At 42.9% G+C, this 23,660-nt stretch carries 30 protein-coding genes; 14 read left to right on the top strand and 16 right to left on the bottom strand.

Annotated features, from left to right (window positions below; genetic code table 11):
• Positions 1–488 precede the first annotated feature (488 nt).
• Both ABU165_RS16565 and ABU165_RS16570 read left to right on the top strand, forming a co-directional pair.
• Complete coding sequence (locus ABU165_RS16565; protein WP_318060495.1) at positions 489–1,037, top strand: helix-turn-helix domain-containing protein; 549 nt, start codon at positions 489–491, stop codon at positions 1,035–1,037.
• Positions 1,038–1,086: 49 nt separating this feature from the next.
• Positions 1,087–1,740: a cysteine hydrolase family protein gene (locus ABU165_RS16570; protein WP_318060496.1), complete on the top strand. Its 654-nt coding sequence runs from the start codon at positions 1,087–1,089 to the stop codon at positions 1,738–1,740.
• A gap of 198 nt (positions 1,741–1,938) precedes the next feature.
• Here the strand turns inward: ABU165_RS16570 and ABU165_RS16575 are convergent, their stop codons facing one another.
• From ABU165_RS16575 to ABU165_RS16605, 7 genes are all read right to left on the bottom strand, one after another.
• On the bottom strand, positions 1,939–2,319 hold the full coding sequence (locus tag ABU165_RS16575) for a nuclear transport factor 2 family protein (protein WP_318060497.1): 381 nt from the start codon (positions 2,317–2,319) through the stop codon (positions 1,939–1,941).
• A gap of 130 nt (positions 2,320–2,449) precedes the next feature.
• Entirely contained in the window at positions 2,450–3,232 is a 783-nt protein-coding gene (locus tag ABU165_RS16580) for an MBL fold metallo-hydrolase (RefSeq protein WP_318060498.1), read from the bottom strand.
• 150 nt (positions 3,233–3,382) lie between these two features.
• Positions 3,383–3,946 carry a hypothetical protein gene (locus ABU165_RS16585; RefSeq protein WP_318060499.1) on the bottom strand — a complete coding sequence of 188 codons (564 nt, stop codon included), beginning with the start codon at positions 3,944–3,946 and terminating at the stop codon, positions 3,383–3,385.
• A 176-nt stretch (positions 3,947–4,122) separates the two neighbouring features.
• Positions 4,123–4,356, bottom strand: coding sequence for a DUF3951 domain-containing protein (locus tag ABU165_RS16590; protein ID WP_101553031.1), 234 nt, complete (start codon positions 4,354–4,356; stop codon positions 4,123–4,125).
• A 254-nt stretch (positions 4,357–4,610) separates the two neighbouring features.
• The gene (locus tag ABU165_RS16595; protein ID WP_101553029.1) at positions 4,611–5,033 is read right to left on the bottom strand and encodes a hypothetical protein; all 423 of its coding nucleotides are present in this window, start codon (positions 5,031–5,033) and stop codon (positions 4,611–4,613) included.
• 157 nt (positions 5,034–5,190) lie between these two features.
• A complete protein-coding gene (locus ABU165_RS16600; RefSeq protein ID WP_318060500.1) occupies positions 5,191–5,754 on the bottom strand; it encodes a DMP19 family protein in 564 nt (187 codons plus the stop codon).
• Between the two features lie 112 nt (positions 5,755–5,866).
• Positions 5,867–6,121 carry a DUF7660 family protein gene (locus ABU165_RS16605; RefSeq protein ID WP_318060501.1) on the bottom strand — a complete coding sequence of 85 codons (255 nt, stop codon included), beginning with the start codon at positions 6,119–6,121 and terminating at the stop codon, positions 5,867–5,869.
• 924 nt (positions 6,122–7,045) lie between these two features.
• On the opposite strand from ABU165_RS16605, the gene ABU165_RS16610 reads away from it, so the two are divergent.
• Complete coding sequence (locus tag ABU165_RS16610; protein ID WP_094768163.1) at positions 7,046–7,780, top strand: ZIP family metal transporter; 735 nt, start codon at positions 7,046–7,048, stop codon at positions 7,778–7,780.
• 342 nt (positions 7,781–8,122) lie between these two features.
• Here ABU165_RS16610 and cccB read toward each other — a convergent pair whose 3' ends face one another.
• Positions 8,123–8,452 carry a cytochrome c551 gene (cccB, locus tag ABU165_RS16615; RefSeq protein ID WP_022543358.1) on the bottom strand — a complete coding sequence of 110 codons (330 nt, stop codon included), beginning with the start codon at positions 8,450–8,452 and terminating at the stop codon, positions 8,123–8,125.
• A 271-nt stretch (positions 8,453–8,723) separates the two neighbouring features.
• Here cccB and ABU165_RS16620 point away from each other — a divergent pair, with 271 nt between their 5' ends.
• The 5 genes from ABU165_RS16620 (at position 8,724) to ABU165_RS16640 (ending at position 12,612) form a co-directional block, all read left to right on the top strand.
• The gene (locus tag ABU165_RS16620) at positions 8,724–9,479 is read left to right on the top strand and encodes a gluconate 2-dehydrogenase subunit 3 family protein (RefSeq protein WP_101551766.1); all 756 of its coding nucleotides are present in this window, start codon (positions 8,724–8,726) and stop codon (positions 9,477–9,479) included.
• Between the two features lie 19 nt (positions 9,480–9,498).
• Positions 9,499–11,208: a GMC family oxidoreductase gene (locus tag ABU165_RS16625; RefSeq protein WP_009792200.1), complete on the top strand. Its 1,710-nt coding sequence runs from the start codon at positions 9,499–9,501 to the stop codon at positions 11,206–11,208.
• 20 nt (positions 11,209–11,228) lie between these two features.
• Positions 11,229–11,444: a twin-arginine translocase TatA/TatE family subunit gene (gene tatA, locus ABU165_RS16630; RefSeq protein ID WP_009792201.1), complete on the top strand. Its 216-nt coding sequence runs from the start codon at positions 11,229–11,231 to the stop codon at positions 11,442–11,444.
• An 18-nt stretch (positions 11,445–11,462) separates the two neighbouring features.
• On the top strand, positions 11,463–12,194 hold the full coding sequence (gene tatC / locus ABU165_RS16635) for a twin-arginine translocase subunit TatC (RefSeq protein ID WP_318060502.1): 732 nt from the start codon (positions 11,463–11,465) through the stop codon (positions 12,192–12,194).
• A gap of 73 nt (positions 12,195–12,267) precedes the next feature.
• Positions 12,268–12,612 carry a DUF3243 domain-containing protein gene (locus tag ABU165_RS16640; protein WP_101551771.1) on the top strand — a complete coding sequence of 115 codons (345 nt, stop codon included), beginning with the start codon at positions 12,268–12,270 and terminating at the stop codon, positions 12,610–12,612.
• A gap of 401 nt (positions 12,613–13,013) precedes the next feature.
• Here the strand turns inward: ABU165_RS16640 and ABU165_RS16645 are convergent, their stop codons facing one another.
• The 4 genes from ABU165_RS16645 to ABU165_RS16660 all read right to left on the bottom strand — a co-directional run bounded on the left by ABU165_RS16645 (position 13,014) and on the right by ABU165_RS16660 (position 15,763).
• A complete protein-coding gene (locus tag ABU165_RS16645; protein ID WP_318060503.1) occupies positions 13,014–13,886 on the bottom strand; it encodes a cation diffusion facilitator family transporter in 873 nt (290 codons plus the stop codon).
• Between the two features lie 252 nt (positions 13,887–14,138).
• Entirely contained in the window at positions 14,139–14,600 is a 462-nt protein-coding gene (locus tag ABU165_RS16650; RefSeq protein ID WP_101551773.1) for a GNAT family N-acetyltransferase, read from the bottom strand.
• Between the two features lie 36 nt (positions 14,601–14,636).
• Positions 14,637–15,116 carry a DUF4367 domain-containing protein gene (locus ABU165_RS16655; RefSeq protein WP_129613986.1) on the bottom strand — a complete coding sequence of 160 codons (480 nt, stop codon included), beginning with the start codon at positions 15,114–15,116 and terminating at the stop codon, positions 14,637–14,639.
• A gap of 119 nt (positions 15,117–15,235) precedes the next feature.
• Complete coding sequence (locus tag ABU165_RS16660; protein WP_318060504.1) at positions 15,236–15,763, bottom strand: acyl-CoA thioesterase; 528 nt, start codon at positions 15,761–15,763, stop codon at positions 15,236–15,238.
• A gap of 199 nt (positions 15,764–15,962) precedes the next feature.
• Between ABU165_RS16660 and ABU165_RS16665 the strand changes: the two genes are divergently transcribed.
• Together ABU165_RS16665 and ABU165_RS16670 are read left to right on the top strand one after the other, a co-directional pair.
• Positions 15,963–16,550 carry a TetR/AcrR family transcriptional regulator gene (locus tag ABU165_RS16665; protein ID WP_318060505.1) on the top strand — a complete coding sequence of 196 codons (588 nt, stop codon included), beginning with the start codon at positions 15,963–15,965 and terminating at the stop codon, positions 16,548–16,550.
• A gap of 76 nt (positions 16,551–16,626) precedes the next feature.
• Entirely contained in the window at positions 16,627–17,568 is a 942-nt protein-coding gene (locus ABU165_RS16670) for an SDR family NAD(P)-dependent oxidoreductase (protein ID WP_318060506.1), read from the top strand.
• A 780-nt stretch (positions 17,569–18,348) separates the two neighbouring features.
• Here ABU165_RS16670 and ABU165_RS16675 read toward each other — a convergent pair.
• Positions 18,349–19,290 (bottom strand): magnesium transporter CorA family protein, encoded by a 942-nt coding sequence (locus tag ABU165_RS16675; RefSeq protein ID WP_262383058.1) that lies wholly within the window; start codon positions 19,288–19,290, stop codon positions 18,349–18,351.
• A gap of 191 nt (positions 19,291–19,481) precedes the next feature.
• Here ABU165_RS16675 and ABU165_RS16680 point away from each other — a divergent pair, with 191 nt between their 5' ends.
• Complete coding sequence (locus tag ABU165_RS16680) at positions 19,482–19,748, top strand: hypothetical protein (RefSeq protein WP_022543355.1); 267 nt, start codon at positions 19,482–19,484, stop codon at positions 19,746–19,748.
• Positions 19,749–19,802: 54 nt separating this feature from the next.
• Positions 19,803–20,495: a TrkA C-terminal domain-containing protein gene (locus tag ABU165_RS16685; RefSeq protein ID WP_094768153.1), complete on the top strand. Its 693-nt coding sequence runs from the start codon at positions 19,803–19,805 to the stop codon at positions 20,493–20,495.
• Positions 20,496–20,498: 3 nt separating this feature from the next.
• On the opposite strand, the gene ABU165_RS16690 is transcribed toward ABU165_RS16685, so the two are convergent.
• The 3 genes from ABU165_RS16690 to ABU165_RS16700 all read right to left on the bottom strand — a co-directional run bounded on the left by ABU165_RS16690 (position 20,499) and on the right by ABU165_RS16700 (position 22,929).
• On the bottom strand, positions 20,499–21,032 hold the full coding sequence (locus ABU165_RS16690; protein ID WP_224950953.1) for an RNA polymerase sigma factor: 534 nt from the start codon (positions 21,030–21,032) through the stop codon (positions 20,499–20,501).
• An 82-nt stretch (positions 21,033–21,114) separates the two neighbouring features.
• The gene (locus ABU165_RS16695) at positions 21,115–21,552 is read right to left on the bottom strand and encodes a DUF1284 domain-containing protein (protein WP_094768151.1); all 438 of its coding nucleotides are present in this window, start codon (positions 21,550–21,552) and stop codon (positions 21,115–21,117) included.
• A gap of 51 nt (positions 21,553–21,603) precedes the next feature.
• Positions 21,604–22,929 carry a polysaccharide biosynthesis protein gene (locus ABU165_RS16700; protein ID WP_224950951.1) on the bottom strand — a complete coding sequence of 442 codons (1,326 nt, stop codon included), beginning with the start codon at positions 22,927–22,929 and terminating at the stop codon, positions 21,604–21,606.
• 247 nt (positions 22,930–23,176) lie between these two features.
• Between ABU165_RS16700 and ABU165_RS16705 the strand changes: the two genes are divergently transcribed.
• Together ABU165_RS16705 and ABU165_RS16710 are read left to right on the top strand one after the other, a co-directional pair.
• Positions 23,177–23,392: a spore coat associated protein CotJA gene (locus ABU165_RS16705; protein WP_035401830.1), complete on the top strand. Its 216-nt coding sequence runs from the start codon at positions 23,177–23,179 to the stop codon at positions 23,390–23,392.
• A complete protein-coding gene (locus tag ABU165_RS16710) occupies positions 23,385–23,651 on the top strand; it encodes a spore coat protein CotJB (RefSeq protein WP_318060507.1) in 267 nt (88 codons plus the stop codon). Before ABU165_RS16705 ends, ABU165_RS16710 begins: the two co-directional genes overlap by 8 nt.
• Positions 23,652–23,660: the final 9 nt, after the last annotated feature.

A 23,660-nucleotide genomic window follows, 5' to 3' on the forward strand; every position in this document is an offset into this window, starting at 1 on the left:
ACAAATCCAATGATAGCAACAAAAGAGTAACCTATTTTTGTGTCCATCAAATTACTTTGTAGTGCCAAATAACTAAAGATAAGACCTATCGTCACTAGCAGCGAACAAATGATTTTTTTCTCGTACTCATAAACGATTTCCTCTCCATATACCTACTTAAGTTTATCAAACCCTTGATAATAATTAGTAAGCCAAAGGCTCACTTTATAGTGTTAATTAACCTGCCCCGTTTGTTATATAAGAAAAGCTGCCTGGTTTGGCAGCTGATCTATAGCATAAGCACCCGGTAGTTTAAGTACTTTTCTTCACAAACTTTCCTTTTACCAACAAAAAAACGCCCCTAGTCGACCCTCGTTTTAGTTAAATAATCACCAAAGATAATCCCGTTATCCCCTATTATGGTATATCCTGATTGAAAACCTATTGACTTTTATGTTATCAAAATGAGAATATAATCATAAAGATAATGTTAGGGAGTGATTATCCACATGGATATTAGTATTAAGGAAATAATGGACTGCATAGTTAACCCTGTTAAAAGTCAAATCATTCTTTCTATCCAAAAAAAAGGTGAATGTACAGCAAAAGATTTATTATCGACACACAACGATATCCCACAAGCTACGCTCTATCGCACATTAAATCGTTTGGTGGATAGTGGAATTTTAAAGATTGTTGCAGAAAATAAAGTCCGCGCTGTAACGGAGAAGGTTTACGCATTGAATGAGAGCTTTTTGAATGTCAACCAATCTATCATTGAGCAAAACAATGGTGAAGCATACTTTAAAATGTTTACGAACTTTATCATTGTATTGATGAAAGAGTTTCAAAATTACGCTGAAAAACCCTCTATAAATATTGTTAAGGATGTGTCGGGTTTCAGCGCAGTACCTATCTATGCAACTGGTGAAGAAATGTTAGAGATCGGAAATAAGTTAAAAGAAATAATTGCTCCTTATCAAACAAGAAACACATCGGTCAAGGAACAAAATATGCGTATTCTTGCAACTATTATTACACCCCCAAACGATAAATAAATGAGAGGTGATTGGTATGAAAACAAACAATAAAAGGAGAAATCTTCGTATGTCAATCATTAGTATTATAGGAATAATGGTACTTTGTATAGGGATTATAGCCTTACGGTTGGTATATTTGTCCAGTGCCACAAAGGGCGATTCAATCGCCAAATATGATAGCCCCAAAAGCGCACTTCTGGTATTAGATATCCAAAATGACACCTTGGGAATATCCGAATACGGCAACACTAAACCGTTAATGGCTAACATCAATTCAGCTATCGAATACGCAAATGGAGCTAACATGGAGATTATTTACACAAAGCAAGAGTTTACTGAAAACCCTTTGAATTCATTGATTTCTGGTGGTATGTATCAGGCAGATAGTGATGGAGCTGACTTATATAATAAATTATCCGTTCAATCGGATAACGTTTTTAGCAAGCTCCGCACTGATGCTTTTTCTGAGGAACATTTTGAAAATCATCTCATAAAAAATGAAATTAATACCCTTTACATTGTTGGTGCAGATGCCAGTTCTTGTGTTTACAAGACAGCTTTGGGCGGAATAAACAGGGGTTATCGAGTAGTTATTTTGGAGGATTCCATATTTTCGGTAAAAAGAGATATGCTGAATACAATGCTTGAGAAATATCAGACTAAAGGTATCGAGATAACTAATATTAAGGACTTTATTCAAACACAAGCAATCGATTTATGATAGTTCAAGGAGATTCATTCCTATCAACTTAGAAACAGCTGTACTACTCATTTATTGGACAATGGATCTCCTAATACATAATAATAACCTCTAGTCACGTTGATTGCTAATTGAACTAAACTGCCCCTTTTATGGTATAAGAAAAGCTGCCTGGTGTGGCAGCTGATCTGGAATATAAGCACCCGTCAGCACAATTTTTCAATTGGTGCCTTTTAAAACATCTCTTAATTGTAATGGAGATTTTGTGCCTTGATGGAAATATAATTGCCATCTACCATCTATAAGTTTCCATATGGAACTACGAAGTGTATTCCGATTTCTAGTTTTATCCACTACAAAATAAGTGGATAAAACTACGTCTGACGATAACGGATATATCTCGTGATTATGGAGTGACATTTCAGTTAGCACAACACCAGATTCCAGACATTCCTTTTTATCAAACATATAACCAGAACTACCTATTTCAAAGAAATCATCTGCAAGTAATTTATCTAGCTCTTCACGGTTTGTACGAACTTCAAGTCCTGTGTGTCTTTCTTCCAATTCTTTTATAAGTTTCTTTAAGTTCACATCCATATCTCCATCCCCCATATATTTTTTACTTTAATTTCGACCGGAATCTTCAACAAATCTGCCCCTATATAGTCGAATAATACGGCCACCTTGTCTGCCAGATACTTAGTAACCCGGCCCTTATTATATACTGTCAAAAATGCACACTGAAGCCATTGAATTTATGTATGCCCGTTCCGAATTTATCAAGCTGATTTCCCCTGAGATATTCTACTGCAGCTTTTACTTCCTTTAGAATATCTGGTTTCAACCCTAAAGTGTTATGTGATCCAAAAATCATAGAAACATTTGATATACCGGCTATTCTGTCTAATGAGTTCACTAAATCAACAGGGCTTGTTGAAGGGTAAAAAGCATATATTGGAGTTTCATCATATAGTAGATCTCCAGTAAATAAGTACCCATACCTTTCATCAAGAATGGTTATATGACCAGGAGAATGCCCAGGGGTATGATAGATGAACAACCTTCTATCACCCAATTCAATAACATCTCCATCACTTAGCATACCTGTCGGTTCCCCCTGAAATGGCTGGTATGTATCAGGATTAAATGTATTAGGTGTAGGGATGGTTATATCTCTACTAATATCCTTTCTTATTCTCTCTAAAGACAATCCTTTAATTCCATTCACTAACCAATCTGTATCGCCTTCATGAACAAAGATCCTCTCGAATTCTCCATGACTTCCTATATGATCCGTATGTACATGAGTTGTAATAACGTTAATTGGCAAGGTAGTTAATTGGTCAGTAATTCGTTTTATATTATCAATTCCAAGACCTGTATCAATTAAAACTGCCTCTTCACTACCCACTAACAAAAAAGAATGTACTTTTTCCCAATGGCCGTATTCACTTATTGCAAACGTTTTGTCGTCTATCTGCTGTACAGTAAACCAGAGATCACTAATCATAAAAAGCCCCCTTAGAATGTTCTGTAATTATCTTCTGCAAACCAACCTAAGTTTCCTTTTACAACTATGCCCTAATTAAACAAACCTGCCCCTTTTATCAAATAAGAAAAGCTGCCTGGTGTAGCAGCTTTACTGTAAGTAACACTGAAATCAAATATCACAGTTATCAAGGTCAATTTGGTACTCTTTTGGAATGTAATTTAACATTTTTATTGTACTATTGATTCTATTATCATTAGTTATTACAGTGAATCCAACTTCATGTATATCAACGAACGTTGCTACCTTTTTCCAATCAAGATTAGGGAACTCTGTTGGATGAATCCATTCCACATTTGGCCATAAATCATCATAATGGATACCATTACCTTCAAACAAAAACGAGCCAACCCCATTACAAGCAGACCACTCACAATATCCCGTTATTAGTTTTAATTGAGCATTTGTTTCTACTTTGAGAGTCATCCATTCACTTTTTTTATTTATTTGATATTCAATATTAAGCAGTTTCATTTGTCCTATTTCCTCATCATCTATGAACATCATTGGTAAAACCAAGTATAAAGGAAATTTAAGTGTAGCTTTTATGAAATTGTTAGTAAAACCTTCAAAATCTCTTAACATAACTCCAATACTTAACACTGTGAAATCTTTCTTATTAAACTTAATCGAGTTAATCAAGCTTATATGACTATTTTGAATGAAGACTGACATTTATAATCACTTCCTATCGTTAACATCTTTCATAATAGAACTGTTAGTACTCAATAATCCTGCCCCTTTTGTTATATAAGATAAGCCGCCTGAATCGGCAGCTGTTCTGGAATATAAGCACTTGTTTGTTGAAGAGTAACTAAACAGTTTGAGGTTTAGTTTAAATTTTGTTCACTTTAGGAATTTGTTTTCATTTTATTCTTATTCTTATCGTCTCCTTGATCTTCATCTACTACAACAATTCTTTGTTCTTCGTGAAATTCAACTTGAGATTGTCCAGTAATTTCATCAAGTGGAGTGTAAAAAGGAGTTAAAGTTTTCTTCTTAACAAACGCTTTATAAAAGAGAATTAGGACGAAAGAAAATAAAATAGCTGGTAACCCTGCAACCATAAGAAGCATTAAAACCATCCATATCCCCCTTTCTTTCATTCCTCTTAAGACTTACGAATAAAAACCGATATAGTTTCAATGATTCTAACTTATATGTTTTAAAACAAATCTTGACGAAGCATTGCTGGAGAAGTCCAATGAGGACATTTCAGAAATGAAGAATGAATTTATATATATTAAATAATCCTGCCCCGTTTATTGAAAAATAAAAGGTGCCTCAATTTATCCTGGACAAATAGAATCCTTTAATTGATCTAGTGAATCGTATATAGCTAAGTATATTGATGGAAATTCGTCCCACTCGGCATTACTGATTTGATGAATGCGATATCTTTTTTGTTAACGTTGGGTGCAAAAAACTCATTCCCCCAATGTTCGGAATGAAAAATGGTAGTGGCATTATTCATTAAAAAAATTGAGAACCACTTTATCTTCCCCTCTACATTTACATTATTAATTAATAAATAATCTACAACATCCGGTGTTAAATTTCCCTTGAATAAAGTAAGGTTGTACTCCTTCGATATTTCGAATGATCCTTTTAATATAGTTTGCATTTCTTTCACAATACCCTTTTCCTCATTCCAACAATGAATTTCAATAGTATTTGATTGCACTAAGAAATACTTCATCAAAGGTACCCAGTAATCAGCTTTTTCATAAACAGGTAAACTAAAATACAGTTGGTAATTCATCTAATCCCTCATTTAGTTTAAGAAAATTCCGATTTTTATTTTTCCACTTCTTCAATAACTGATATTATAAGTAATTTATTCAATTTCTTGTTCAGCTAACCTGCATCGTTAGTCGAAGAAGCAAGAAGTTCTAGACGCTTTACCTTTGATTTTTAGTCTATAGTTCTAATTCTAGAATCAAGAATTTCTTCTCTCTACTCACATACTCCGTAAGAAGGTCAAACACATTTCTTTCTTCATGAGATATGTATAGATTATCGGCCAAACTCGAAATCTCTTCTGCCATATTCTCATAATCGGGACCATGTAGTTTCGAAAAACTATTAATATTGTACAATCCTTGATTATTTACGTTCTTTCTTAAATCACTTGTTGATATATAATATTTTTTCAATACCGATTCTATCTTATCTAGGATTTTGTAGTCCTCTATCGCTTGGATTTTTTCAAAGGTTTTAATTGTATCTTTAAAATATAAACCAGTTGAATTTTCTAAAAAACCTAATATCCCTTGCATTGTAACTTCAGTGTCAAAATCAATTAATAAAATAATATCTCTAATAATAACGGGAAGATTGTAGAATGTATCTGGATCTCTAATGTTCAAGTTATCGTTGCTATATAAATTTGTTGCAATTATCTCTACTATTTCTTCAGAAGACTTTGTTTTAATATCATTTAAGGAGATAAGACTCTTTAAAAACATATGTCGCTCAATCATTTATCCTCCTAATTAAGAAAACACTAGATTTTTACTCTTCAACTATCCTGCTCCGTTTGTTGATGAATTTCCGTAAAAATCCTTCTTGGTCAACAAACCCGGTAGTTGAATATCATTCATACATTCTTGAAGCAAATAGTATGTCAGCAATGGTCTTCCAAGACGGTTGCTCAGGAACAGGTTGATTTGTATTCAAATAATAGCCGTCCATATCCTTAACCCAATCTTCCATAGCTTCTAAATAATCTTCAAGTGTTATATTCTCCCACTCTGCCCTATTAGTTTGTAAATCCGTTCTCAAGTGTTTTATAAATTTGATTAAATCTTCTCGACTCTTTACTTTGTCTACTTTTTCATATAATTCCATCTATAAACCACCTTTTAATATTAAATTTCTTCATAAGGTTAGGCTTACCCTTCTTCAACTAAACTGCCCCTTTTGTGGAATAGAAAAACTACCAATTTTCCCGGATAATCATATATGTACAATCAATAATTATTTCCAGTTGATGTTTGTTCAAATACCTTCCAATGCCCGTTCATAACCGAGGAATGATAGTTCATCACTATAAAATTTTTAATTTCGTCATTACCATCTTTAGCCTGAATGAAATAGGTATCTGAACCCCGATAGTCCAACTTAATTACTTTAAGGCCTTGAAAGGTTTTATCTTCAGAAATAAATTGTGTAAGAACCTTTTCTTCATTTAACTCGTTATAAAGGTTATAGGGGCCAAGAATAGATAGTATTAGTATGAGAAAGAAGACAACGCCTAAAAATATTAGTAGCTTTTTTATATCAATCTCTCCTTTATAATAACAGTGCTTGTTTCACTAACCCGCCCCGTTAGCATAAGTAAATCTTTTCATAAACTCTGATATATATTTCTAATATTACTTTAACATATATTCCCAATAACCTTCGTAATTGCAACATAATGCACTCACTAAAATTTTCGCACAAAACTCATTACATACTATGATTTGATATGTGAATTGGGAAAAAGTGAATGACTTAAACTCGCAAATATATTGGTATATCAATAAAAACCCACTGTGAATGATATTGTGAATTCATGTGGGTTTTCCTATGTGTTATATCATGTTTGCACTCCTGGACTAAACCCGTTATCACATTTGGAGGGCGTTATTTTTTTTGCCCAAAAGCAAAATTTGTGCATGCCCGAATTAAAATACTTTATTTGCCTTATGGTTGGCTGTATACTTAACACAAATTATCTGTGTTAAACGTCTGCATATTTTCAGTCTGGCAAAGATCAGGGGGCTTATCATGCAAGAGGCAATTATCGGCAGCATTCTTTCTGCCATGGCAACAGGGGCCGGAGCGATTCCGATCCTTTTTTTCAAAAGCGTCACACACAAGTGGCGGGATGTGCTATTGGCCTATACGGCAGGCATCATGATGGCGGCGTCCACCTTCAGTTTGATACCGCAGGCGCTTGAATCCTCCAATATGATTGTTCTGACCATCGGTCTCCTCCTGGGGACGTTTGTGCTGAACTTTCTGGAAAAGCATACACCGCATATCGATCTGGAGCATACCAAGCTGAATATGAAACTGGAGCAAAAGGCCGTGCTGATTGTCGCAGCCATTACACTCCACAATCTGCCCGAGGGCCTGTCGGTCGGTGTCAGCTATGCATCTGACGGCGGTGAGCTTGGTCCGCTGATCGCATTTGCCATCGGCCTGCAGAATGCGCCGGAAGGATTTCTGGTCGCTCTTTTTCTCGTCAATCAGAATATTTCCAGATGGAAGGCTTTGGCCGTTGCCACACTGACCGGGATGGTAGAGATCGTGACAGCCATTATCGGATACTTCCTTTCCCGCAATATTGAGGGACTTGTTCCTTATGGGCTGAGCTTTGCAGCCGGCGCGATGCTGTTCATCATCTACAAGGAATTAATACCGGAAAGCCATGGGGATGGAAACGAACGGTTCTCGACCTATTCCTTCATCCTTGGCCTTGTGACCATGCTCGTCATGATCAACAGCTTCGGCAGCTAGAATTATTTCCAGATATTTCTGCGGTTTAAATGTTTTAACCTTGTACACCCGGGTATATGTATAATGCAAAGCCAATAACAAACAGAAGGGACTGGTAAACGATGAAAAGGTTAACAGCGACTTCACCGTTAGACATTGGCGATGCAAAAGGCACGGATTTTGCAAGGAGGACAAAAGGCACTACAGTATATAACCGATATACTTAGAACCGATTTCCCCCATGTACTTTGAAGTGCTGAGAAAAAAGGCAGGCTGGATGGCCTGCCTTTTTTATTTTTGTAAAAAAACAACCAGAAAAGCTGGCCTCCCTCCCGGAATGCCAGCTTTTTTTATGATATTTTATTATTTTTTTTCTGCCAGCCAAGCTGCAACATTGTCAGCCTTCTCGCCTTCAATCAGGTTAGCCGGCATTCCGCCGCCGCCTTCTTCAATCTTAGTGCGGATTTCTTCTTCACTTAAATCACTTCCAACATTCTCCAGGGCAGGACCAGCTCCGCCGCTGAGATCACCGCCATGGCAGGATGCGCAGCTCTGCTGGAAGGTTTCCTCTGCAGCTGCCGTATCTACCTCACCGCCGCCTCCATTGCTTTCGCCGCCGCTGCTTTCTTCCCCGCCGCCGCAGGCTGCCAAGCTGAGTACAAGACCGGAAACAACCATCGCTCTTTTTAACATTCTATCTCCCTCTTTCTTTCTGCTGATTACATATAACAGTTCCACTTTGACTTTTAAGCTAAACCTGAATTTTTAAGGTGACATCCTTGGCTTAAAAACCCGCGGCACTTCTTTCTCCAAAAATGTAATTGTTATCCCAGTTATTTAGGACTAAAGTATCAATTCAAAAAAGAATCCTGCATTCTATGTTTAGTAGAAAAACAAGAGTGGAAGCTTGATAGAGTATTTTCTTTCCTATTTAATATATTTTTTTCAAGAAGGAGGAACAATTATGGCTGACCAATCGACTGGTTCAAAAATGTCGAGACGTAAATTCATACGCAATTCCAGCTATGTTGCAGGTGGATTGGTTGGTGGCGGGCTGCTCGGGGGACTGATCGGATCCAGGATGAACGGTTCTGAACAGGCGTCCAGCTCCAACTCTGAAGGACACAGCTCGTCCAATTCACATCAGCAGGCACCGCTTTATTTTACAAACCCGCAGAAATTCGAAGTGCTGCAGCAGGCAGTCGAGCGCATTTATCCACAGGACGAAACCGGTCCTGGCGCAATCGAACTCGGGGTGCCCTTTTTCATCGACCATCAGCTGGCAGGTGCGTGGGGCAATAATGCACGGGAGTATATGCAGGGCCCATTTTTCCCAGGCTCCAATTTCCAGGGCTATCAATCGCCTCTTAAGAGGAATGAAATGTTTGATACCGGGATTGACCGGATTGAATCCTACAGCCAGGAGAAGTTCACGAAGGGCTTCGCCGATCTGGAAGGAGATCAGCAGGATGAGATTCTGAAAGATTTTGAGGCTGATAAAGTTAAAATACGCGGCGTGTCTTCCAAGACCTTTTTCAATCAGCTCAGGGCCGCAACGATAGAAGGAGTCTATGCGGATCCGGCTTACAGCGGAAACATCGGCATGGAAGGCTGGAAGATGAAGGACTTCCCGGGGCATCAGATGAGCTACATAGACAAAATCGAATCAGACGAATTTATGGAAATCGAACCAAAAGCACTTCATTCTTATACAAACTAGATAGAAATCGGGGGATATCATGGCAAAAACTTTACCAAAGACAGATGTAGTGGTAGTCGGAGTAGGATGGGCAGGCGGCATCATTTCCGCCGAGCTCGCTAAACAGGGCATGAAGGTTGTCGGGCTTGAACGCGGTAAGGAAAGGGGCGTCAAGGACTATTATGTTGTCCACGATGAGCTGCGCTACGCGATCCGCTACGAATTGATGCAGGATTTATCAAAAGAAACACTCACTTTCCGAAACACTGCAAAGGAACGGGCTTTGCCGATGCGCCAGCTTGGATCGTTCCTGCTTGGGGAGGGGCTTGGCGGTTCAGGTGTGCACTGGAATGGCCATACCTTCCGTTTCCTGCCTTATGATTTTGAAATCAAGTCACAAACGGTGGCAAAGTACGGCGAAAACAAAATAAAGGGCCTCCAGGTACAGGACTGGGGCATCACCTATGATGAACTTGAACCATATTACGATACTTTTGAAAAAACAGCCGGCATCGGCGGCGAGGAAAATCCGTTCGGCGGCAAAAGGTCCAATCCCTATCCAAACCCGCCAATGAAGGAAACGCCTCTCACCAAGCGCTTCAAGGATGCGGCTAAGAACCTGGGAATGAAGCCTTACCACATGCCTTCTGCCAACATGAGCCAGGCTTATGAGAACCAATATGGCGCCAAAATGGCAGCCTGCCAGTACTGTGCTTTCTGCGAGCGCTTCGGCTGTGAATATGGCGCAAAAGCGGATCCAACAGTTTCAGTCATCCCTTATGCAAAGGATACTGGAAACTTCGAGCTCCGCACCTATTCCAATGTAACCGAGGTCCTTCATGACGGAACGAAGGCAACCGGAGTCAGATATGTCGATGTGCTGACAAAGGAAGAATTCATCCAGCCAGCAGACATCGTCGTTCTGACAAGCTATGTCATGAATAATGCACGCCTGCTGCTGTCTTCAAACCTTGGCAGACCTTATAATCCGGAAACCGGACAGGGCGTCATCGGGAAAAATTACTGCTATCAGATTCTGCCGGGCTCAACCGGATTCTTTGATGAAGAGCAGTTCAATACATTCATGGGAGCAGGTGCACTCGGTGCCTCTGTCGATGATTATAACGGAGACAATTTCGACCATTCTGAAGTCGACTTTATCCATGGGGGCTCCATTTCCCTGAATCAATCAGGAAAGCGCCCGATCCAGACAAATCCGGTGCCGCAGGATACGCCAAGATGGGGTAAAGAATTCAAGCAGCAGTCTGTTAAATATTATACACGCCACCTGAATATCGGGACCCAGGGTGCATCCATGCCGACACAGTACAATTATCTTGATCTTGATCCATCCTACAAAGATGCATTCGGGCTTCCGCTATTGAGGCTGACGTATGACTTCACCCAGCAGGACAAGAATTTGTATAACTATATCGGCAAGATCACCGACAATATCATGAAGGAAATGGGCGCAAACCTGGTCAATGACCGCAGTCCGCTTGAGCATTATGATATCGTCCCTTACCAGACCACACATAACACTGGCGGTGTCATCATGGGGGCTGAACCGGAAACGTCAGCAGTGAACAATTATCTGCAGATGTGGGATGCAGAGAACGTCTTTGTAGTCGGAGCATCTGCATTTGCCCATAATGGCGGCTACAATCCTACCGGGACTGTCGGCGCATTTGCCTACCGTGCCGCAGAAGGCATCATCAAATACAGCAAACAAGGCGGAGCCCTTGTATAAATGAAAAGGAGTGAAAAGAAATGGGATTCACTAATATCGGCATTCCCGGCTTAATCATCATTCTCGTCATCACCCTGATCATCTTTGGACCGAAAAAACTGCCTGAAATCGGTTCAGCCTTCGGGAAGACTTTATCCGAGTTCAAGAAATCAGCCAACAGCCTGATGAATGATGACGATGAAGAAGACACAGCAAAAAAAGCGGATCTGTCCAAGGATAAGAACCAGCAGATCTAACAGCAGGGAGGGATTACAATGAAAACCGATGAGCAAACACTTGTTGAACATATAACCGATCTCAGGAAAGCAATCATCCGGTCACTGATCTTTTTTCTAGCCTGCTTTATCTTGTCGTTCGTGTTCATTAACAAGCTGCTCCCCCTCCTTTCCCAGGAATATAAGCTGGTCATGCTGGGGCCGCTGGATGTGGTGAGGCTGTACACCGGGATTGCCGGCTGCATCAGCCTCGGCCTCTCCCTCCCTTTCATCGCTTACCAGCTGTGGATCTTTGTGAAGCCGGCATTGACTGAGAAAGAAAGCAAAACCACAGTCATGTACCTTCCTGCCATCTTTTTAAGCTTCGCCGGAGGCATTGCATTCGGGTTTTACATCATCTTCCCTACCGTCTACCGGTTTCTGATCAATTTGGGCAATCATCATTTTGATATGATGATCACAGCGAGGGAATATTTTTCATTCATGATGATGTCCACCATTCCATTCGGCTTCCTGTTCGAGGTACCGCTGATGCTGATGTTCCTGACAACCATCAATATCGTCACACCAAAGCAGTTAAGCTCGATGCGCAAGTATGCCTATATCGTACTTGCAGTCGTTTCTGCCTTGATCACACCGCCTGATCTGTTTTCGCAGATGATCGTCCTCATTCCGCTGATCGGATTATATGAAGTCGGCATCCTGCTGTCAAAGCTGTCATTCCGCAAAATCCTCAGGCAGGAAGCAGCACTGCAGGCAACAGAGGTTTAAAGCCTGCTAGTTTAAAAGACGAATGGGCGAGGTATTGAAGAATCATAGACTTCATCACACGGAGGGATCAGGAATGTCAGAACAAAACCATATGGTAAATGAGAATGGCGAACTGAACGAGAATAATATTGAGGATACTGTCAGCAGAATCTCAGAAGACAAGGCAGCGGATATCTTAAGCAGCTTTGACGAGTTCCGAGGCTACCTGGCGGAGCGGATCGAGCTTGGCAAGAAGATCGGTTTAAATGAAGAGCAGCTTGCCGCTACAGCAAAAAAGATCGCAGAGTATCTTGCTCAAAATGTCGACCCGCAAAACCGCGAAGAAAAGCTGCTGAAGGAATTATGGAAAGCCGGAAATGAGGAAGAAAAAGAGAAACTGTCACATCTGCTTTTGAAATTTGCGGATGGGGCTGCTTGATAGACCAGGAAATTGTTAGGACTGCTTAATAGATTAGGATAATATTTTGGATGGGGCTGCTTACTAGAAATGAATAAGGGACCCTTTTTGGTTCATTGACAGACAAAAGGAGGTGCGGAAGAGATTTTCCGGACCTCCTTTTTTAAGTCTGTTTGGATTAATTATTGGAAGTTGTAGCTTTTGCCCAACAATGTTCAAAGAGCCTGTTGATTGGAGTGCAAGGCACGTAGACTCCTGCGGGAAATAGCGGAAGAGTTGAGACCCCACAGGAGCTTGCTCCGAGGAGGCTCAACTCCGCCCCGCGGAAAGCGAAGTGCCTGGAACGGAAATCAACAGCCCCATCAAACCAGGATCCCCCTTAACGATAAAAAAGAGACAGTCTAAACTGCCCCTTCCTTCCCTTAATTAGGCTCCACATGAACATGGACATCGTAAACCCCGTGATCCTTCATCAGCACTTTTTCCACATGTGTGGCGATATCATGCGCTTCCCTGATATCCAGGGTTGAATTGACCAGGATGACTACATCCAATACTTCATTATTGCCGTAATTCCTTCCCTTGATTGCTTTAATGCCCTTTACACCGGGCACCTTCAGGATTTCGTCGCTGTATGTGAGGAGCAAATTTTCATCAAATCCGTCGGACAGGTCATGTGAGGCCTGTATGAATATATCCCAGGCAGTCTTGCAGATCAGCAGCCCGACAATGATGGCTGTTACGGTATCAAGCCAAGGCATCTTCAATTGCGAACCAAAAATCCCGATGGCCGTACCGATACTCACCCAGGCATCGGATAAATTATCCTTCGCCGCAGCCATGACCGCTTTGCTTTTTATTTTATCAGCCAGCCGCTTATTATACCGGTAGACAAAATACATGGCTAGCGCTGAAAAGATGCCTGTATAGGCCGCGATGATATCAGGCGGCGTTTCCTTCCCCCCATCAAAAATGGAAGCTGCTCCTTCTATTAACACCTGCAGTCCGACAGCAGCCATGATGAACGAAGCAACCATGGAGGCGATCGTCTCGCTCTTCCAATGGCCATAGCCATGATTCTGGTCAGGCGGCCGCTGCGATATCTTCAGTCCGATCAATACGGCGATAGATGCGATAATATCCGTTGTATTATTTAAACCGTCTGCCTTCAGGGCAGCCGAGTCACTTATATATCCTACTGCGAGCTTAAGGACCGAAAGGCATATGTAAGCGATGATGCTTATGATGGCCCCGCGCTCCCCAAGCTTCAGATCCTTATACTTTTGTTCTTCCATCCCGGACCTCCTTTTTAGCACTTGACTATAATAGCAGGCAGGAATCGGGTGGGTCTAGAGCAATCTTATTGTGTCCCCTTAACTAATTAAGAAGCAAGCAAGTAAGTTGGCTGGAGGAAAATTAACTGCGTGCAGAAAAAAAGCCGCCCAGTATACTGGGAGCTCCAGAAAACACACAAAGCCTTGCAGCCGCCTTGTGTGAGGTTAGTGTCTCTATCCTAACATCATCTTTACAAAAACATCTCGGAATTTTTAGAGCAGCAGCTCCAATTCTCCTTTATTTCCAGTGAAGCCAGCTTTTCTGTAGAGCGGCTCGCCGTCCTGGGAAGCATGGAGCCAAACCCTCTTGACTCCCCTGGCCCTGCATTCATCCAAACATTCCTGCAAAAGCCTCTTCCCAATGCCAAGTCCGCGGAATTCCGGCAGTGTATACATGTTCAGAATATAAGCTTCCACTCCTTTGATGTTCCCCGGATAAGGAGGCCTACGGAAAATAGCAATCCCGCTGGAGGCTGCCATTTTTCCTTCTCTCTCCGCGAGATAAGAGATAAATTCCCCGTTAGCTAAAGCTACTTGAAGATAATCCCTTGTTGCCTCGGAGAGTATGTCTTCCTCTTTAGGCGATGCCAGCTCACCCAGCTCTTTTAAGAGAAGAATCCTTAAATTTAAGATACTCTCAATATGCTCAGTTGAAGCCTTTATGATAACTTCCAATTCAACCCCTCCGCTTTCCCAGCTTCCTAAATTATCTTAATTAAAAGACTCTGCCATCTTGATCATCTGGGTTCGGCTGACTTCGCCAGGCGTCAATAATGGGATATATGTAATTTGATAGTGGATGCCTTCATCCTCCCAGTACAGAATCCTTTTATCGCCATCATCTGGAATAAATAAGCCTTCCAGGTCTCCGATTCGGACCTCTTCCTGCTTTAAACCTTCCTGGTACTCAAATTCTTCTTTTTTAATGACCAGCTCCACGGTGTTTTTGTTTTTATTCATAAAAGTCAATTCCACCTGACCAACACCGTCTGAATAGGTTTCCCATACTTTCATGTCAGGGAAAGGCATTCTTTCTGGCAGCTTGATTGCCATCGGCAGCTTATCCCGTTTTAGCTGCTTCGTTTCCTGAGTGTAGTCGTATGCATGCATATTTCCCCTTGCATACGTCCAGCCGCCGCCCGCTGCTGCCAATAAAAGAACAACAAGAACTAAAATTCCCCGTTTATTCAAGCTCCTATTCTCTCCTTCAATATAGACTTTTCCTATATTCTACCATTTCCTTTCTTCCTTTTGCTCTAATCTTGGCAAAAAAAAGAAGCAGCTCTTCCAGCTGCTCCTTCGTGTGCCGGTCATCCCCTGTCCCGCTGCCAGGGAAGGTCTGCACCATATTTATTTGCTCGCGCTTCGCTGTCTTTCCGGCGTTTTTTGCGGATTTCGAGGCGCTCCTTGGCTGATTCATGAAGACTTTTCTCTTCTTCTGTTTCCGGGACAACCTGCGGCACTGCAGTCGGCTTGCCCTGATCATCTATTGCGACAAAAGTCAGGAATGAGACGGCGCAGACATTCCTCTCTCCTGTGATCAGGTCCTCGGCAATGACCTTGATGAAGATTTCCATTGAAGATCTTCCTGTATAAGTGACGAAAGATTCCAGACAGACGGAATTGCTTTCATAGATCGGATGGAGGAAATCGACAGAGTCAGTAGAAGCTGTCAGCACATTCATCCTGGCATGGCGCATAGCCGAGATGGCTGCAACATCATCAATATAGGCCATCAGCCTGCCGCCAAATAAAGTTCCATAATTATTTGTATCCGGCGGGAGCACAATGCTCGTTTTTACGACAAAAGACTCCCGGCAAAATTTTTTATTTTCCATGATAGTACCCCTTTGCAAAAATAAACTTATGTATCCATCTTATCAGATTCCCTCTTTAGCGGCCCGGGAATCCTTTTCTTGTGTGAAGTTTTAATAAAAACTGGCTGCTTTTTATTAATATGGTTGAAAATTCCTTTTTGAATGCATATAATTTAATTAACCACTGTTCAATAAAATATATTCAGCAAAGGTGATCATCATGTCTCCAAGAAAATCTGCCCAGTCTGAGCTGACAAAAGAAGCAATCCTGGACGCCGCAAGAGAACTATTTGTATCACAAGGCTACAGCTCCGCCTCTATGAGGAAGGTGGCCCAGGCCCTGGACTGCAGCCATGGCGCCCTTTATTATCATTTTAAAAATAAAGCTGAGCTTTTCTACGGCATAGCGGAGCAAGGGTTTGAAAAATTAAATGCTCTGCTGAAGGAAATCATGGGCCGCACGGGGTTGTCCAATGAAGAAAAGCTGTTTGAAATCCTTCTCGGCTATATCCGTTTCGGATTGACCCATCAAAAGCATTACGAAGTGATGTTTCTGATCCGTGATGAAGAACTGGACTGCTATATGCAGGAAGCTCCTTATGAAAGCTACCGGCACTTTGCCGAAGCGGTTGCCGCCCTTCTTTCAAAGCCGCCTGCAGCCCAGCAAATCTGGTCCGCTTTTATCAGTCTGCACGGATTTGTCACCCACTTCAGCCGCTCAGAGGCTGAGTTTGAGGAAACACAAAATCTTGCCCGCACACATGCGTGCTTTATCATTGGCGGATTAGAGGCTACGGCTAAATCATAAAAAGAAATGGAATCCATTTCTTTTTTTTAAACGAGCAATTGAACACTGGTCAATAAATGAAAGGGAGAGAATTATTATGAAAACTGCATTAGTATTAGGCGCTGCCGGCGGAATGGGCTATTCCCTCACGGAAGCGCTGCTTAATAAGGGCTTTCATGTCATTGCTGCTTCAAGATCGCTTGAAAATCTGGAAAAACTGCGCAGAATTCCGGGGATGCTGCCTGATATCATCGCATGCGATGCCATGGACAGGGCTCAGGTAAAGAAGGCCGTTTCCCAGGCAGACCTTATTTTTCACAGCATCAATATCCCTTATCAGGAATGGGGCAGCCTATCTATCATCATGACCAACATCCTCGAAGAATGCCGCATCCAGAACAAGCCTTTCATCTACACAGATAATATCTATGCTTACGGCAGGCAAGCATCCCCTGTCAATGAAAGTGCGGTTAAGAATCCGCATACGAAAAAAGGCAGAATCCGCCTGGAGCTGCTTGAACAGATCCGGAAGTCAGGCACCCGCTACATCATCGCCCATTTCCCTGACTTCTATGGCCCTGACACAAGCAATACCCTGCTTGACTATACGTTTAAGCAGGCCATGGCCAAGAACAAGGCAGGCTTTCTCGGCAAAACTGATCTGGAACGGGAATTCATTTTTATTAAAGATGCCGCGGAAGCACTGGCAGAGCTTGCGCTGCATGAGGAGGCATACGGGGAGGACTGGAATATTCCGGGATCCGGCACCATTACCGGCAAGGAGATCGAAGCGGTATTGGCCGGATACTTCGGCAGGCCGATCAAGCTGTGGCCCATCTCACGCTGGATGATCCAGTCCATCGGCCTCTTTGACCCCTTCATGAGGGAATACGCCGAAATGATGTATCTGAACGAAACGCCCGTTATTCTGGATGGCTCCAAATATGAACGCCTGATTGCTCCTATTCCAAGGACTCCTTATAGCGAGGGCATAACCGCGGCACTGCGGCAGCTCGAGTCCCAGCCCGCTGCACGATAATAATGAGATGGCTGCTCTTGGCTGGCAGACTATTGGTTTTGCTGGGTGAACTGAGAACTTCTGATGATAGATCATGAGATTTAGAGGGTTCAGGTGTGGATTTGAAGCTCTCTACTTTAGAAAATGTGGCTTCAGAGGGTTCTAGTCCAGCGAACTAAGACCCCCTATTCTCGAAAATGTGATTCAGAAGGTTCTAGTCGAGCGAACTAAGACCCCCTATCCTCGAAAATGTGATTCAGGGGGTTCTAGTCGAGCGGACTAAGACCCTCTATTCTCCAAAATGTGATTCAGAGGGTTCTAGTCAACCGAACTAAGACCCTCTATCCTCCAAAATGTGATTCAGAAGGTTCTAGTCGAGCGGACTAAGACCCTCTATTCTCAAAAATGTGGCTTCAGAGGGTTCTAGTCCAGCGAACTAAGACCCTCTATCCTCCAAAATGTGATTCAGGGGGTTCTAGTCGACCGGACTAACACCCTCTATTCTTAAAAAAGAGATTCAGAGGGTTCTAGTCCAGCGAACTAAGACCCTCTATCCTCCAAAATGTGATTCAGAGGGTTCTAGGCGAGCCAACTATGACCCTCTATCCTCAAAAAAGAGATTCAGAGGGTTTTAGTCGGGCCAACTAAAGACCCCCTATCCTCCAAAAAGACATTCAGAGCCCCCAACGACTTCATCAAAGACCCTCTATTTCCCAAAAGAAATCACGTCCATAAAAAAAATCCCTCCAGGCAGACATTTTCCTACTGTCTGCCTGAAAGGGATCACACCAAAGGCGCATCTTATTTAAAAAACGAATTCTTTTTCCTGCCTTTAAGAATATCGCCCATCCAGCCTTTGCTGCGCAGAATCATATAGATGCCGATGGTGGAGACAATCATGAGGACGATGGCGAATAGATAACCCCATTTCCACTCCAGCTCCGGCATAAGCTTAAAGTTCATTCCCCAGATTGCCCCGAGAGCGGTTATTGGTGTAAAGAGGGTTGTAAGCACGGTGAGTGTCTTCATGATTTCATTTCCCCTGTGGGCAGAGACAACTTCTTCGATACTGACTAGTGTCGCGATTTCCTGCTGGTATTCCCTGATCAGCATCAGGGCCCGGTCCGTCCTCTTGGCGGTCCGCTGATATTGCCTTCCTTCTGCTGCAAAATCGCCAAATGCCTCTTCTGCCGCAATTTTCAGTTCCTGGAAAGGCACCGTCAGGTTTTTCCAGACAAGAAGCTCATGGCGGGATTCATAGATTTCCTCAAAGGTGCTGAGGCTGTTTCTTTGCTTGACCTTCCAGAGAAGATCGTTCAGTTTTTTCTCATAACCATCTATCTTCGTTAAATTGGAGTCCAGTATCTGCCCCAAAAAGACAAAAAAACCTTCAATAGCGTTATCCGCATCGTCCATCTGCTTCAGGAGCAAATCCTCACGGACAGATTCAATCGCATCAAATTTAAAATTAACGGTAATTAAGAAATCACGAGTTAGAAAGAAATGAAAAAAATTGTAATCCTTCTGGTCCTCCAGCGTCTGCTGGTAGATCAGGGAGCCGCGGATATGCTCCCTGCCAGGGATCAGTGTATCCATTTGGAGGCAGTTCGTATCATTATCGCTCGACGAGTCCCTCCACTCCTTGATCGCTTTTTCAAAATGTACCTCATTCAAACTCAATGATTCATCTATTGTATGAAAATTATGCCAAGCCCATTTATTATCATTCAATTTATACTTCATATTATCCCCCGCCTTTCTTTTCCTGTTTCCCTGCTCAAAGGCTTCCTTAAACCAATTTAGCAAGGAAGCAGATAAAGGTTTTGCCAGTTTCTCCAAATACTGATGCTGCGGGCCGGGTTTGAGCAGGGTTCAAAAGGGTACATATAAAGCAAGTCAAATTTAAATCATTTTTTAAGGAGGAGCTTTTAACCATGAATACTCGTCCATTGAATTCGTATATCCTTGCCGGAGTCGGCATCAGCAGTATCCTCTTGCTGGCTTTGAAGAGCAGAAAGAGAATCCAGACATTTACAGTGAATGTTACAAACAAAGTACTACCTTCGAAAGCGAAGAACCACCGGGTGGTACCTGTTGAAAAAGGCGGGCATCCAGATCCATATGATGTCCAGGATAATAAAATGGTGGATGAAGGATCCATGTACGCTGTAAATTACTACAACGAGAAAGAGCAGGCCTGAAGCGATTTTTATCCTTCAGGCTTATTTTTGTCCAAGAGAAATTAGGGGGATATTATGGCCTATCTGTTCATTTTCATCTATATCATTATTATTCTGGCGGTAATCGAAATCAGTGCCCTGCTCTTTATTTATACAGGGCTTGATAAGCAGATCGCCCGCTTTCAGGTTATATCCATGATGACCGGGACCGGGTTCACGACCGGGGAATCTGAGCTGATCCTCGAGCACCCATTGAGGAGGAAGATCTGCGCCTTCCTGATATTATTCGGTGCGTTCTCCCTTGCCGTCATCATTTCTTCCATCAGCAGCATTCTGTCAGAGGAGTTCCTCACAAAGGAGGTTGGCTATATTGCAGCCGGTCTTATCTTGATTATCCTTATATTAAAAATGCCGTCAGTCAAAAACAAATTCATTGACTGGCTGAAACACGATGTGGAAGAGCATTACGACTTTACTGATCTGCCCATTAAAGATGTCCTTTTGACAAATGAAGAGGATTATATTTTAAAATATCCGGTACTGGAGGATTCTCCGTTCGCCGGCAAAAAACTGAGTGAGATCATAGATCCCGAGAAGGATGATGTGGTTGTCCTGTATGTCAGCAGAGGCGAAATTACGATCCGGAAGGAATGCCTGTCCACTGAAATACAGGAGGGTGATGATATAGTCGTTTACGGGGATGAAAAAACCATCAAAAAAACCTTCGGGGACGATTCAGAAGGAAAAGAGGTCAAAAAAGAGGGCTGACATCTACTCGCTGCCCAGCCTGGCTTTAAGCCTTTCTTTCCCTCTTTTCATTCTTGTTTTGACAGTGGACATCGGCGCATCCACTTCAGCGCTGATTTCCATCAATGTCCGGTTATGATAGTAGAATAGCAGAAGCGGATCCCGGTACATATCCGGCAGTGAGCTTATCGTTTCCACCATTTCCTCACGTTCGGATTTATGGAGGAATTCCTCCTCGGGCTCCGGGCTTTTTTCTGCTTCCATGGGATATTTATAAGCTTCTTCTTCCCAGAATCTCTTTTCCTTTTTCTCTTTTCTCCAGAAGTCTCTGCACTTATTGATGGCAATCCTGTACAGCCAGCTCCTGAATTTAGCTTCTTCCTTGAAGGCCGGAAAAGCGAGGAAGGCAGATATCAGAACCTCCTGATAAAGGTCTTCTGTCTGCTCTTTATGGCGAATCAGCGAATAAATATATTTATAGATAAATAGTCCGTTTTCCTTGATCAGCTGGTCAAAACGGCTGTGGCCGTTTGTGTTTTCATGATATTGGGGCAGCATGCTTTCTTCTCCTTTCCCCATTTGCGTTTTCATTTAATAAACGCATAAAAGGAATGCCTCCCCTACAGTTTTCAAAAAAAAATTATGTCATTGACTCATGCCTGTACTTTTCCCTCAAGCGGGAGATTCCCTCCTTGCATACTCCATAGGGAAGCCATGAGCAGCCTTCACATAAATAATCCAGGTCATCCGGATGGACCTTGGCAGCTGTCAGGCTGAGCAGCAGATGCTTATCATATTCCCTGTTTTCCTCTATGCCAAGATGCTCGATCACCTTTGCATCCATGGACAGCACATGGGTGTTAGACCCTTCGCTTGCCTCGCAAATCACCTTTCCCTTATGCGGGCATGCCTGGCAGGCGTGGTCGAAATCAGCCACTGCCTTTATCCGGAATTGCTTGCGGTCATTGCGGATATCCTCCACAATTTCTGCCATATTTTCAACGAATCCCTGACTGTAGCCCATCCCGCGAAAACCGTGGACACATAATAAATGGTGGCCTCTGAGCGTTCGATCCATAAGCTTCTCTCCCTTCCACCTATCAATTCTCCATTGTGCTGGAAAATCCTTTTAGAGAATCCCCGGCCTGTCAGCCTTAAGAGTCCAGAAGGTGATGCCGATTCTTTTGCATATGGTCAGGTAATGCATGAATGTCAGCAGCATAATCCCTGTATTCATGCCGATGATAATGCCGTCCATCCCAAGCCTCCCGCCGAGGAAATACATGATCGAAAACGAAACGAGCGTGGACCAGACAGTATGGATAAAAGCATCCTTCATCAGACCGAGTCCGATCAGGTAAGCCTGCATGGGAATGACAAAATAATGGAGCAGGAAATAAGGGCACAGCAGCATCAGATATACAGCGGCATCCGAGGAATGGAAAAATGTTTCTGTCAGCGGCTCCGCAAAGAAATAGATGGCAGCAGCTGCAGGAATGCCATAGATGGCCGTAATCAGCATCACCTGCTTCAGCAGCCCGATGAGCACACCCGTTTCGCTGCGTGCCTGGGCCTTGGACACTGCCGGAATCAGCATGATCAAAAAGGAATGGGCAATAAAAGCAGGAAAAAAGCCGATGGCCATGGCGATTCCCGTCAGCATCCCAAATTGCCCGAGTGCCATCTCCTGGCTGAGGCCGGCCTGCACAAGTGCAGCTTTTATCAAAAATGGCTGTATGGCATGTGTAATAGAATGGAATACACGCAAAGCAGTCGTCGGGATGGACACAGCCATCAGATTCTTCCTCACCGCCGCCCCCTTCAGGCTTTCCGAAGGACGTCCCTTCAGCTGATGATACTGAATAAAAAACACATGCAGCAGATACAGGAAAATGACGATTTCACTGCCGATGAACGTACAGATGGCGATCAGCATCGCTGTTTCTGTATTAAAGTCAAAGAGCTGATACAGAAAAACAAGCAGCAGCAGCTGGACCAGCTTCCGCAGCAGGCTGGTGTAGGCAATTTTCCCCATCTCGTTCTTCCCCATAAAAAATCCGCGGGCAATCGATGAAAAAGAAATGATCGGAATCAGGAGGATGACCAGCCATCTGAGCAGCGGAGAGAAGTGCTGGAAAACCGGGACAAAAGGCAGAATGGCGATCGCGGCAAGAAATAGCACCGAGGAAAAAACGATGGTCAGCCTGATGGCATGCCCCAGCATGCTCCGATGATATTTTTCTTCTTTTTCCGCGACGAATTTAGAAACGGAAATAGGCAGCTCAAAACTGGCAAGCAGCATTACAAGGAATATCGTTGGAAGAATCGACATATACATCCCAAGCCCCTGTTCGCCCAATTCCCGTGCCAGCACCATATTGACCAGAAATTCTATGCACTCCCCCAAAAAAGAGGCAATTACCAACACGAGTGTTCCCTTTAAAAACGAATTCATTGTTCAGATTCTCCTTGTCTCTCGATCTTTGGCCGGCAGCCATACTTTTAAAAGATATGAGACAAGTCTATGAATTATTATCCTCATGCAGGATTACGCTGGTGATTCCGCTTTTTAACAGGAAGGAGCCTGCCTTCCCGTTCGCATCAGTTATATCCTCCCATTTTCCGCATAAGATGAAATGACGAGTTTTATCCTGAAGGAGGTTAAAGGCTTGAACTATCAGAATGAAGTGCATTTTACCCCCATGAAAGCCTATAGTCCCTACCACAGCCCTTATGATCCCTGCCCGCCTTTGAAAATCAAATACTACAGTACACCGCCTCAATTATATATGCATTTTCAGCCGCCGAATCTTGAGCAATTCCCGCCCCACGAAGCCCTGATGAGGGGAACGCTCTGGAAGCCTCTCTATGATTATTATGATAATCCATATAAGAAAGGAATCCACGGCCATGGCTAAACAGATGGGCAGTGACTATTACCAGCTGATGCATGAGATTCAGGCTGCCGATTTCGTGCTTGTGGAGCTGACATTATACCTCGATACCCATCCCGGCGACAGGCAGGCTCTGCAGCAGTTCCAGCAGTTCTCCGACTATTCACGGAAACTGAAGAAGCGATACGAAAAAGAATTCGGGCCGCTCCTGCAATTCGGGGTCAGCAACAACCCCGGCGAAACCTGGAAATGGAGCCAGGGACCCTGGCCCTGGCAAGTATAAGGAGGATCC

The organism is Cytobacillus sp. T106 (assembly GCF_040492155.1).
Taxonomy (GTDB): Bacteria; Bacillota; Bacilli; order Bacillales; family Cytobacillaceae; genus Bacillus_AB; species Bacillus_AB infantis.